The 11,966-nt window shown below is 69.8% G+C and carries 11 protein-coding genes; 7 read left to right on the top strand and 4 right to left on the bottom strand.

What is annotated here, in order from left to right:
- Nucleotides 1-43: 43 nt before the first annotated feature.
- The 3 genes from O7605_RS05745 (at nt 44) to O7605_RS05735 (ending at nt 3,105) form a co-directional block, all read left to right on the top strand.
- On the top strand, nt 44-979 hold the full coding sequence (locus tag O7605_RS05745) for an ABC transporter permease (RefSeq protein ID WP_269738237.1): 936 nt from the start codon (nt 44-46) through the stop codon (nt 977-979).
- 85 nt (nt 980-1,064) lie between these two features.
- A complete protein-coding gene (locus O7605_RS05740) occupies nt 1,065-2,102 on the top strand; it encodes an ABC transporter ATP-binding protein (RefSeq protein WP_269738236.1) in 1,038 nt (345 codons plus the stop codon).
- Nucleotides 2,095-3,105, top strand: coding sequence for an ABC transporter ATP-binding protein (locus O7605_RS05735; protein WP_269738235.1), 1,011 nt, complete (start codon nt 2,095-2,097; stop codon nt 3,103-3,105). The genes O7605_RS05740 and O7605_RS05735 overlap by 8 nt, the downstream gene beginning before the upstream one ends.
- A gap of 234 nt (nt 3,106-3,339) precedes the next feature.
- Here the strand turns inward: O7605_RS05735 and O7605_RS05730 are convergent, their stop codons facing one another.
- Nucleotides 3,340-3,678, bottom strand: coding sequence for a chorismate mutase (locus O7605_RS05730; RefSeq protein ID WP_408631960.1), 339 nt, complete (start codon nt 3,676-3,678; stop codon nt 3,340-3,342).
- Nucleotides 3,679-3,961: 283 nt separating this feature from the next.
- On the opposite strand from O7605_RS05730, the gene pcrA reads away from it, so the two are divergent.
- Nucleotides 3,962-6,364 carry a DNA helicase PcrA gene (pcrA, locus tag O7605_RS05725; RefSeq protein ID WP_269738234.1) on the top strand — a complete coding sequence of 801 codons (2,403 nt, stop codon included), beginning with the start codon at nt 3,962-3,964 and terminating at the stop codon, nt 6,362-6,364.
- Between the two features lie 18 nt (nt 6,365-6,382).
- Here pcrA and O7605_RS05720 read toward each other — a convergent pair whose 3' ends face one another.
- Both O7605_RS05720 and O7605_RS05715 read right to left on the bottom strand, forming a co-directional pair.
- Nucleotides 6,383-7,165, bottom strand: a complete 783-nt coding sequence (locus O7605_RS05720; protein ID WP_269738233.1) for a M23 family metallopeptidase — start codon at nt 7,163-7,165, stop codon at nt 6,383-6,385.
- Nucleotides 7,166-7,443: 278 nt separating this feature from the next.
- Complete coding sequence (locus O7605_RS05715) at nt 7,444-8,157, bottom strand: M23 family metallopeptidase (RefSeq protein ID WP_269738232.1); 714 nt, start codon at nt 8,155-8,157, stop codon at nt 7,444-7,446.
- A 471-nt stretch (nt 8,158-8,628) separates the two neighbouring features.
- On the opposite strand from O7605_RS05715, the gene O7605_RS05710 reads away from it, so the two are divergent.
- From O7605_RS05710 to sucD, 3 genes are all read left to right on the top strand, one after another.
- A complete protein-coding gene (locus O7605_RS05710) occupies nt 8,629-9,033 on the top strand; it encodes a cobalamin B12-binding domain-containing protein (protein WP_164447810.1) in 405 nt (134 codons plus the stop codon).
- 519 nt (nt 9,034-9,552) lie between these two features.
- Nucleotides 9,553-10,731: an ADP-forming succinate--CoA ligase subunit beta gene (sucC, locus tag O7605_RS05705; RefSeq protein WP_269738231.1), complete on the top strand. Its 1,179-nt coding sequence runs from the start codon at nt 9,553-9,555 to the stop codon at nt 10,729-10,731.
- A 3-nt stretch (nt 10,732-10,734) separates the two neighbouring features.
- Entirely contained in the window at nt 10,735-11,622 is an 888-nt protein-coding gene (gene sucD, locus O7605_RS05700) for a succinate--CoA ligase subunit alpha (RefSeq protein ID WP_269738230.1), read from the top strand.
- Between the two features lie 43 nt (nt 11,623-11,665).
- Here the strand turns inward: sucD and O7605_RS05695 are convergent, their stop codons facing one another.
- Entirely contained in the window at nt 11,666-11,926 is a 261-nt protein-coding gene (locus O7605_RS05695; RefSeq protein ID WP_269738229.1) for a DUF4190 domain-containing protein, read from the bottom strand.
- Nucleotides 11,927-11,966 lie beyond the last annotated feature (40 nt).

The raw sequence follows: 11,966 nt of genomic DNA, 5'->3' as shown, positions 1-11,966 counted from the left end.
CGACCGTTCCTGATGGCCGGGTGCAGCGAAACGAGGTGTGGACATGAGTGACCTGACGAGTGCGGGCTCCGCCGTCGGCGGTGCGCCGGTGGCCGGTGACGGCCCTACCCCCGACACGCCGGGCGGCAAGGAGCGCAACGCGAGCCTGTGGGCGGACGCCCGACGACAGTTGCTGCGCGACCCGGTCTTCGTGATCGCCTCTCTCTACATCCTCGCGGTCGGGTCGATGGCGCTCTTCCCGAAGCTCTGGACCAGCCAGGACCCGCGGTCGTGCAGCACCGACCGGACCCGGGTCGCGCCGAGCTGGGACCATCCCTTCGGCTTCGACATCCTGGGCTGCGACTACTACTCGCACGCGATCTACGGTGCCCGCCCGTCGATGGTGATCGCGGTGATGGCGACCAGCGGCATCGTGGTGTTCGGTGGGGTACTCGGCCTGCTCGCCGGCTACTACGGCGGCTGGGTCGACGCGGTCATCTCCCGGGTGATGGACATCTTCTTCTCGCTGCCGTTCCTACTCGGCGCGATCGTGTTCCTCACGGTGATCAAGCGGCAGAACATCTGGACCATCACGGCCGTGCTCTTCCTGCTGGCCTGGCCGACCATCGCCCGGATCATCCGGGGTAGCGTCATCTCGTCGAAGGACCTGGACTACGTGCACGCGGCGAAGGCGGTCGGTGCCCGCAACTCCCGGTTGATGTTCCGGCACATCCTGCCGAACGCGATCGCACCGATGCTGGTCTACGCCACCATCGTGCTGGGCTCGTTCGTCGCCGCCGAGGCCACCTTGACCTTCCTCGGTGTCGGACTCCAGCCGCCCACCCAGTCCTGGGGCATCATGATCAGCCAGCACCAGGTCTACTTCCTGGAAGACCCGTGGCTGCTGCTCTTCCCCTGTGGTCTGCTGGTCGGCACGGTGCTGTCCTTCATCCTCATGGGTGACGCGCTGCGTGACGCCCTCGACCCGAAGTTCCGGTGAGTCGGATGAGCGAGTCGCAGCGAGCGAATCATCAGCCAAGGGCGACGGGTGCCTCACGAGGGCACGGAGCGAGCGGAGTGCCGGCATGAGCACTGATGTGAACGTCAAGATGGAGGCGCTGGCGGGTGTCGACCCGGACGCGCTGCCACTACAGGTCAAGGACCTGCACGTGGAGTTCCGCACCCGCAACGGCATCGCGCACGCCGTGAACGGCGTGAGCTTCGACCTGCGGGCCGGCGAGACCCGGGCGATCCTCGGTGAGTCCGGCTGCGGCAAGAGCGTGACCGCTCAGGCGATCATGGGCATCCTGGACACTCCGCCCGGCTTCATCACCGGCGGCGAGATCCTCTACCGGGGCGTCGACCTGCTCAAGCTGCCGGAGTCGGAGCGCCGCAAGGTGCGGGCGAACCGGGTCGCGATGATCTTCCAGGACGCGCTCTCCGCGTTGAACCCGGTCTTCACCGTCGGATTCCAGCTCGCCGAGCTGTTCCGCAAGCACCGGGGCATGTCCCGCCAGGACGCCAAGGCCCGGGCCGTCGAACTGCTGGACCTGGTGAAGATCCCGGCCGCCAAGCAGCGGGTGAACGACTACCCGCACCAGTTCTCGGGTGGCATGCGGCAGCGCGTCATGATCGCCATGGCGCTGGCACTCGACCCCGAGGTGCTGATCGCGGACGAGCCGACGACCGCGCTGGACGTGACCGTGCAGGCGCAGATCATGGCGCTGCTCGCCGAGTTGCAGCGGGAACGGAACATGGGCCTCGTGCTGATCACCCACGACATGGGGGTGGTGGCCGACGTGGCGGACCGGATCTCGGTGATGTACGCCGGTCGGGTCATCGAGGAAGCCGGCGTGAACGACATCTACGCCAGCCCCGCCCACCCGTACACCAAGGGTCTGCTGGAGTCGATCCCGCGCCTGGACCTCAAGGGTCACGAGCTCAGCGCGATCAAGGGCCTGCCGCCGATGCTGACCAACATCCCGCCGGGCTGCGCCTTCAACCCCCGGTGCGGGTACGCGCAGGAGGTCTGCCGGCAGGATCCGGCGCCGCCGCTGTACCAGGTGTCGCCGAGCCGGACGGCTGCCTGCCACTTCTGGAAGGAGGTCAAGGGTGATGAGTGACGTGGTGCTGGAAACCCGTGACCTGGTCAAGCACTTCCCGCTGACCCGGGGCATCGTCTTCAAGAAGCAGTACGGCGCGGTTCAGGCGGTCGACGGGGTCAACCTGCAGCTGCGGCGCGGCGAGACGCTCGGCATCGTGGGCGAGTCCGGCTGCGGCAAGTCGACGCTGGCCCGGCTGCTGGTCGGGCTGGAGACGCCGACCTCGGGCGACCTGTTCGTGCAGGGCAAGAACATGTCGAAGGTCAGCGCCGAGGAGCGACGTCGGGGCCGGCGCAACATCCAGCTGGTGATGCAGGACCCGTACACCTCGCTCAACCCGCGGATGACCGTCGGTGACATCGTCGGGGAGCCCTTCGAGGTGCACCCGGACGTGCTGCCGAAGGCCAGGCGACGGGCCAAGGTGCAGGAACTGCTCGATCTGGTCGGTCTCAACCCGGACCACATCACCCGGTACCCGCACCAGTTCTCCGGCGGCCAGCGGCAGCGGATCGGCATCGCCCGGGCGCTGGCGCTCAACCCGGAGATCATCCTGTGTGACGAGCCGGTCTCCGCGCTGGACGTCTCCATCCAGGCCCAGGTGATCAACCTGCTGGAGAAGCTCCAGAAGGAGCTCGGGCTGTCGTACATCTTCATCGCCCACGACCTGTCGGTGGTCCGGCACATCGCCGACCGGGTCGCGGTCATGTATCTCGGCAAGATCATCGAGATCGGCACCGAGGACGAGATCTACGACAATCCGACCCACCCGTACACGCAGGCGTTGCTGTCGGCGGTGCCGGTGCCGGATCCGAGGCTGCGCGGGCACCGGGATCAGATCGTGCTGACCGGTGACGTGCCGTCGCCGGCCAACCCGCCCTCGGGCTGCCGATTCCGCACCCGGTGCTGGAAGGCCCAGGACGTCTGCGCCGAGCAGCAGCCGCTGCTGGAGATCCGCGACAAGTCGGGTCACCCGAGCGCCTGCCACTTCGCCGAGGTACGCGACGTGGTGCACGCGTCGGAGTAGCCCCACAGACGCCGCCGCTCCCGTCCATCCGTACCGGAAGCAGCGGTGAAGGTAGTGCCTCCTCAGTGATTCGGGGCGTCGGCCGTCACCAGCAGCCGGCGCCCCGGTCCATACCCACCCCACCCCGGTTGATCAAGAAGTTTCCGTCTGAAACAGCGTGGATCCAGACGAAAACTTCTTGATCGACGGTATTGACCGCGGTGGGTGTGGGGGACGGGAGGTGGGTGGGGCGGGTCAGAGGGGGCCGCGGCCGGCGCGGAGCAGGAGCAGGGCCAGTTGGGTGCCGTCCGCGCCCAGGGCTGACCGGAAGCGTTCCAGGATCTCCTGTTCGCGGGAGAGGACGAGCCGGGTACCGCCCGAGGCCATCCGGGTCGCACCGACCTCCCGGGAAAGTGCGGCCCGCTCCTGCCACAACTCGATGAGCGCTCGGTCGATCTCGTCGATCCGTACCCGGATCTCGGCGATCCGGCTGGCGGCGTCCGGCTCGGCGGTGCCGGTGGCCGGGGCGCCAACCTCGGGCCCGGCGGGGCCTGCCCCGTTCGCGCCGCCGTTCTGCTCCATCACGTCTGTCATCTTCGGGTACCTCTCGCGGTGTGGTGCCCGTTGCCCGGATCCCGGGACGCGAAATGCCCCGGGCTCCGAGAGCCCGGGGCATTTCGTAGGTCTGATCGATCAGGCGCGACCTACGGCTGCCGGACTCCCGGAGCCGTAGTAAAAGTAGAAGCGCTCGTCGAACACGCTGTCGAGTATGCCGCCCTCCGGGGTGGCACGCAAGGAAAGTCGCCCCTTCCCCACATCTGGTCGGTGGGTGCCGTGGGCGGGGGATGTCCGGCCGGCGGCATAGACTCGCGGTGCGATGCATCCTCTCTTCGACATCCCCGCGTCCCCGCCCGAGCCCGAGCCTGCCCGGGCGTTGCCACCCCACCGGCCCGCGCCCGGCCGCCTCGATCCGGCGCAGTTGGTGGAGGGGCTCAACGGCCCGCAGCGGGACGCGGTGACCCACGCGGGCTCGCCGCTGCTGATCGTGGCCGGCGCCGGGTCCGGCAAGACCCGGGTGCTGACGCACCGGATCGCGTACCTGCTCGCCGCCCGGGACGTGCACCCCGGCGAGATCATCGCGATCACCTTCACAAACAAGGCCGCCGGCGAGATGAAGGACCGGGTCACCGCCCTGGTCGGTCCGCGGGCCCGGCTGATGTGGGTCTCCACGTTCCACTCCGCCTGCGTGCGGATCCTGCGTGCCGAGCACGAGCACGCCGGCCTGAAGTCCACCTTCTCGATCTACGACGCCGACGATTCCCGCCGGCTGATGCAGCTCGTCGCCCGGGAACTCGACCTCGATCCGAAGCGCTATCCGGCGCGCGGCCTCGCCGCCCAGGTCTCGAACCTGAAGAACGAGCTGGTCGACCCGGAGACGTTCGCCGCGCGGGCCAGCGGGCCCAACGAACGCGCGCTGGCCGAGGCGTACGCCCTCTACCAGCGGCGGCTGCGCGAGGCCCACGCGCTCGACTTCGACGACCTGATCATGACGACGGTGCACCTGCTCCAGTCGCATCCGCACGTCGCGGAGAGCTATCGCCGTCGGTTCCGGCACGTGCTCGTCGACGAGTACCAGGACACCAACCACGCGCAGTACATCCTGATTAAGGAGCTGGTCTCCGGCACCGAGGGCCTCGACCCGGCGGAGCTGTGCGTGGTCGGCGACGCGGACCAGTCCATCTACGCCTTCCGGGGCGCGACGATCCGCAACATCCTGGAGTTCGAGCGCGACTTCACCGACGCCCGCACCATCCTGCTGGAGCAGAACTACCGCTCCACCCAGACCATCCTGAACGCGGCGAACGCGGTGATCGACCGCAACACGTCGCGCAAGCCCAAGCGGTTGTGGAGCGACGCCGGGGCGGGTGAACCGATCGTCGCGTACGTCGCCGACACCGAGCACGCCGAGGCGGACTGGGTGGCCCGGGAGATCGACAGACTGGTCGACGACGGGGAGACCCGGCCGGGCGACGTGGCGGTCTTCTACCGCACCAACGCGCAGTCCCGGGTCTTCGAGGAGGTGTTCATCCGTCTCGGTCTGCCCTACAAGGTCGTCGGCGGGGTGCGCTTCTACGAGCGCAAGGAGGTCCGGGACGCACTGGCCTACCTGCGTTCGGTGGTGAACGACGACGACACGGTGAGCCTGCGGCGGATCCTCAACACCCCGCGCCGGGGCATCGGCGACCGCGCCGAGGCCTGCGTGGAGGCGCTGGCCAGCCGGGACCGGATCTCCTTCGGTGCCGCGTTGCGGCGAGCCGGTGACGCGCCGGGCATCTCGACCCGGGCGGCCAACGGCATCGCCGACTTCGTGGCGCTGCTCGACTCCGCCCGTGAGCTGGCCGTCGACGGCACCCCGGAGGAGGTGCTGGAGGCGGTGCTGACCCGGTCGGGTTACCTGACCGAGCTGGAGGAGAGCCTCGACCCGCAGGACGCCGGCCGGGTCGACAACCTCCAGGAGCTGGTGAGCGTCGCCCGCGAGTACACCGAGCGGATCGAGGCGACCGGCGCGGAGGGCGAGCGGGCCACCCTGGCCGGCTTCCTGGAACAGGTCGCCCTGGTCGCCGACGCCGACCAGGTGCCCACCGACGACCCCGAGCACCAGGGCGTGGTCACCCTGATGACGCTGCACACCGCCAAGGGCCTGGAGTTCCCGGTGGTGTTCCTGACCGGTCTGGAGGACGGCGTCTTCCCGCACCTACGCTCGCTCGGCGACACCCGGGAGCTGGAGGAGGAGCGCCGGCTGGCGTACGTCGGCATCACCCGTGCCCGGCAGCGGCTCTACCTCTCCCGGGCGGTGACCCGCTCCGCGTGGGGCCAGCCGGCCTACAACCCGCCGTCCCGGTTCGTCGAGGAACTGCCGCCCGAACTCGTCCGCTGGGAGCGGACCGAGGGGTCGTACACCTCGTGGGGTGGCGGTGGTGGCGGCGTGGGCGGCCGTGCGGACCGGATGCCCGGCGGTCGCGGTGGTTTTGCCGGCGGTACGCCCCGGGCGGTGCAACTGGCCCGCAAGCTCGGGGTGGACGGCAGCCGGTTGGCCACCGCGAGCGAGCTGCCGCAGGGTCCGAAGGTCTCCGCCGGGGACCGGGTGAACCACCAGCGGTACGGTCTCGGCCGGGTGGTGACCGTGGAGGGGCACGGCCCGGGTGCCCGGGCGCAGATCGACTTCGGTGACCAGACGCTGTGGTTGGTGCTGCGCCACGCCCCGATCGAGAAGATCTGATCCGGCCCGCCGGAGCGGTCAGCAGGCCACGTCGATGCCCCGGGCGCGCAGGAAGGGCGCCGGGTCGATCTGGTTCCACAGCTGGCCCTGGTGCACCTCGAAGTGCAGGTGCGGGCCGGTGGAGTCGCCCGTGGAGCCCTCCAGACCGATGGTCTGCCCGGTGCTGACCTTCGCACCCACGCTCACCCTGGCCGTGCTCAGGTGGGCGTAGTGGGTGAGGTAGCCGTTGCCGTGGTCGATGACCACCGAGATGCCGTACCCGTCGCCGACGTCGCCGGCCTTGGTCACGGTGCCGCCGAAGGCGGCGCGCACCGGGGTGCCGGCGGGCATGGCGAAGTCGATGCCGGCGTGCAGGGTGCCCCACCGGGGCCCGTAGCAGGAGGTGACCGCGCCGCCGGACATCGGCAGGACCCAGGACGACTTCGGCTTCGTGCTCTTCTTCGGCTTCGGCTTGACGGTGGCCGTCCGGCTCGCCTTCGGCTTCGGCTTCGGCGTCGGGGTGGGCTTCGCGGTGGGGCTGGCGCTCGTCGACGGGCTCGATGACGGGCTGCCCGAGGTGGCGGGCTGGCGAGCCGACCGGTCGGCTCGCTCGGCGGCCGCTGCCCGGGCCTGTGCGTCCAGGGCGACCGGGCTGCTGGTCGGCCGTTCGTCGCGGTCGGTCAGGACGACACCGCCGACGCCGAGCGCCGCCAGGGCGACCGCACCGGCAGCCAGCAGGCGGGAACGCCGGCTCAGCCGTCGACGGTGGCGTGCCGGGGCGTGGGGGATCTCGCGGGTAGGGGTGGGCTTGTCGTCCTGCACGGGTACGGACCTCACTGGCTTCGAGTGGTACGTGACCTCGAAATCCTGGTGTCGGTCCGGGCGGTACCGGGTACCGGGGGTGTGAGTGGCGCGGGCACTGGTCGGCGTCGCTGTCCGTCTTCGTGCCGGACTGGTCCCGACTGCCCGGTCCGCACCTGGTCGGTCCTTGTGCCGTCCGTCACAGTTGCCCGGGTGAGCTGGGACACTTGCCCGTCCCGGCCGCCACGCGAAACCGCCCGGATCGACAGATCCGGGCGGTCAACGGGCGTCACGGCCGGTCAGGACGCGGCTACCTCGCTGTAGATTGCCTCGACTTGCAGCTTGATGTCCACTCCGCGCTCCTGCAACCACGGCACCGGGTCGAGTGGCTCCCCCTTGACATGGATCTCCAGGTGCAGGTGGGAACCGTAGGAGTGACCGGTGTTGCCGACCAGACCGAGCTGGTCACCGGCCTTGACCTGCTGCCCCTCGCGCACGCTGAGCGCGGAGGAGTGGCCGTAGATGGCTTCGCTGCCGTCGGCGTGCTGGACGATCACGGCGTTCCCGTAGCCGCCGAACCAGCCGGCCTTGGTGACGGTGCCCTCGTGGATCGCGACGTACGGGGTGCCCTCCGGCGCCACCAGGTCGACGCCGGTGTGCAGCTTGCCCCAGCGCATGCCGTAGGGGGAGTTGAAGTCGTAGCCCTGCAGGGGCAGCAGCCAGACGCCGGTGTCCTCGGCGCTCTCCGGGGCATCGCGGCCGTCCCGGGAGGCCCGGTCGGCGGCGTCGGCCCGGTCGGCGACGCCCTGGTTGCTGATCGAGGCCTGCTTGAGCTCGTCGAGCACGGTAGGGCTGACGCTCTTGGCGTCCGGCATCGCGCTGGCCCCCAGCGCCACCACACCGGCGCCGACGAAGGCGGTGGTGACGACCGCGGCGTAGCGGCTGCGCGGGGGGGTGGGTACGCGGCGGCGGCCGCGATATCGATCGGGCTCAGACGACAGGCGCTGGCGCACGCATACCCTCCGTTGTCGGGGTTCCGATGCGGATCAGCCGTCGTCCGGATCGGGTGACCGTCCGTCGGCTGGTCGCGTCGTCACCCGTCCGTAGACCTGATGACAACCGTGGACACGGTAGCCAACCGTCAGTCCCGTCACAAGCCGGAGCGCCGAATTGCTTGCAACCTTCTGTCCACTTCCGTCCGAGATTGTCATGGCTCGCGGGTGTAGTGGAGTGTCCTCGTTATCCTCCGTTCGTCGCACACCGTGACCGATCGGCGGAGGCGTCCCGCTTGACGCCAACCACGCCTGTCGTGCCTCTGCGTGAGGTCACAGTGGTATCCACGTGACGTGGCAGGGGGTCGCGGCGAATCCGTACGGCGACCCCTGTTTACCGCCCGTCCTGCCGGCCCCGGTTCCCCGGCCGAGGTCGGGCGGGTTACCGTTCGTTCAGGTGAATGCCGCGGAGCCGGTGAAAGGGATGCCCAGATGAGCTCTCGTGTTCGGGTCGTCGTCGCCAAGCCGGGCCTGGACGGCCACGACCGTGGTGCCAAGGTGGTGGCGCGGGCCCTCCGCGACGCCGGCATGGAGGTCATCTACACCGGCCTGCACCAGACCCCGGAGCAGATCGTGGAGACCGCGATCCAGGAGGACGCCGACGCGGTCGGTCTCTCGGTGCTCTCCGGGGCGCACATGACGCTGTTCCGCCGGGTCCTCGAACTGCTCGACGAACGGCAGGCCCGGGACATCGTCGTCTTCGGCGGGGGCATCATCCCGGAGGCTGACCTGCCGGAGTTGGAGCGGCTCGGCGTGGCCAAGATCTTCACCCCGGGCGCCACCACCACGTCCATCGTGGAGTGGGTCCGGGACAACGTCGCCCAGCCGGTGGCCTGAGCACAGGGGGAGGGGCCGGACGCACCCCTCACACGTCCGGCCCCTCTATGCACGATGCCCCGCCGCCACCCCTCGACCGACAGGGCATCGGCCGTTTCCGTCTTCGCGCTCTCCAGCGCTCCGACACCTGACTCAACGACGCCCCTCCAGCGGGGTTACGCGGGACCGGCGAGAACCGCCGCCACCCGGGCAAGATCGCTCGAACGGGTGACGTGGCCCGGTCCGCGCCCTGACGGGTGCCCCCCGGTGACCCGACGCCGACCTGGTTTGTGCATTACCGCACACCACGCACCCGCTCGGTTGCCGGCGGTGCCGGCATCGCTAGGCTGCGCCCAATGAACCCTTTCCGACCTCCCCTTGCGGGCCGCACCGTCAGGTCGGCGGCGGCGCGTGGTCGCGGTGGCGAGGGTTCGACCGCCTGCGTCAACTTCAACTGATGTCGGGCATCACACTGTTTTCTTTCCATACGCTGGTGGCGGCGCGACGGTGCGCCGCAGAGACGGGACGGGACGCGCAATCGTGGACCTGTACGAGTACCAGGGGCGGGACCTGTTCGAGCGGCACGGACTTCCCGTGCTCGCCGGCGGCGTCGCCACGACCCCGGAGGAGGCCCGCGCGATCGCCGAACGCCTCGGCGGCCGGGTGGTCGTCAAGGCACAGGTGAAGGTCGGCGGACGAGGCAAGGCGGGCGGCGTCAAGCTGGCCGAGGGCGCGGAGGAGACGGTGGCCCGCGCCACCGACATCCTTGGCATGGACATCAAGGGTCACACCGTCCACAAGGTCATGATCACGGTGACCGCGGACGTGGCCGAGGAGTACTACTTCTCGTACCTGCTCGATCGGGCGAACCGCACGTTCCTCTGCATCGCCAGCGTCGCCGGCGGCATGGACATCGAGCAGGTCGCCGCCGAGACCCCGGAGAAGGTCGTCAAGGCACCCATCGACGCCGTCAAGGGCGTGGACGAGGCGAAGGCGCGGGAGATCGTCGAGGCGGCCAACTTCCCGGCCGAGGTCGCCGACCAGGTCGTCGACGTCGCGGTCGGCCTTTGGCGGGCCTTCGTCGCCGAGGACGCCACCCTGGTGGAGGTGAACCCGCTGGCCAAGACCGCCGAGGGCAAGCTGCTGCTGCTGGACGCCAAGGTGTCGCTGGACGAGAACGCCGGCTTCCGGCACCCCGACCACGAGGCACTTGTCGACCAGGCGACGGTGGACCCCCTGGAGCAGGCGGCCAAGGAGAAGGACCTCAACTACGTCAAGCTCGACGGGGAGGTCGGCATCATCGGCAACGGCGCCGGCCTGGTCATGTCGACTCTCGACGTGGTCGCCTACGCCGGCGAGCGGCACGGCAACGTCAAGCCGGCCAACTTCCTCGACATCGGCGGCGGCGCGAGCGCCGCGGTCATGGCCAACGGTCTGGAGATCGTGCTCTCCGACCCGTCGGTCAAGAGCGTCTTCGTCAACGTCTTCGGCGGCATCACCGCCTGCGACGCGGTCGCCAACGGCATCGTGCAGGCGCTGGACCTGCTGGAGCAGCGGGGCGAGCAGGTCACCAAGCCGCTCGTCGTCCGCCTCGACGGCAACAACGCCGAAGCCGGTCGGGCGATCCTCGACGGCGCGAACAACCCGCTGATCGAGCGGGTCGACACCATGGACGGCGCGGCCGAGCGGGCCGCCGAGCTGGCGGCTGCGGGGGTCTGACACATGGCTATCTGGCTGACCAAGGACTCGAAGGTCATCGTCCAGGGGATGACCGGTTCCGAGGGTTCCAAGCACACCCGCCGGATGCTCGCCGCCGGCACGAACGTGGTGGGCGGCGTGAACCCGCGCAAGGCGGGCACCACCGTCGACTTCGACGGCACCGAACTGCCGGTCTTCGCCGGCGTCGCCGACGCGATGAAGGACACCGGCGCGGACGTCACGGTCATCTTCGTACCGCCGCAGTTCACCAAGGCCGCGGTCATCGAGGCGATCGACGCCGAGATCCCGCTGGCCGTGGTGATCACCGAGGGGGTGCCGGTGCACGACACCGCCGCCTTCTGGGCGTACAACGTCGCCAAGGGCGAGCGGACCCGGATCATCGGCCCGAACTGCCCCGGCATCGCCTCCCCGGGTGCCTCGAACGCCGGCATCATCCCGGCGGACATCACCGGCTCCGGCCGGATCGGTCTGGTCAGCAAGAGCGGCACGCTGACCTACCAGATGATGTACGAGCTGCGCGACATCGGCTTCTCGACCTGTGTCGGCATCGGTGGCGACCCGATCATCGGGACGACGCACATCGACGCGCTGGCCGCGTTCGAGGCCGACCCGGACACCGACGCCATCGTCATGATCGGTGAGATCGGCGGCGACGCCGAGGAACGGGCGGCCGAGTTCATCAAGGCCAATGTCAGCAAGCCGGTGGTCGGCTACATCGCCGGGTTCACCGCGCCGCCCGGCAAGACCATGGGGCATGCCGGCGCGATCATCTCCGGCTCGGCGGGCACCGCCGACGCCAAGAAGGCAGCGCTGGAGGCGGTGGGCGTGAAGGTCGGCAAGACGCCGACCGAGACGGCCAACCTGATGCGCGAGATCATGTCCGCGGGCTGAGCCGGGAGAAACGCGCTGAGGGGCCGACCGGAAGGTCGGCCCCTCAGCGGTTCCAGTACGGGTAGTTGCCGGTGGCCTGCAGGATCAGGCTGACGACGATGTTCAGCACGCCCAGCCCGATGGCCACATAGCCGAGCACCGGCGACTGGCGGTACCGGCGCGCGTCGCGGATCGACAACCAGCCGAAGACGATGCCGAGGATGCCGCAGCAGAGCACACCGGTGACGATGCCGATTATGCCCCAGAGGGTCGTACGGTCCCGGCCGGCGGGTGGCGGCGGGGGCGGTGGATACGGAGCGTTCACGACTCCCCTTCCGGTCACATGCTGCCGCGACGTCGGTCAC

The organism is Verrucosispora sp. WMMA2121 (assembly GCF_027460185.1).
GTDB classification, from domain to species: Bacteria; Actinomycetota; Actinomycetes; order Mycobacteriales; family Micromonosporaceae; genus Micromonospora; species Micromonospora palythoicola.
The sequence above is the reverse complement of the archived record's forward strand: the minus strand, read 5'-3'. Positions and strand labels throughout refer to the sequence as shown.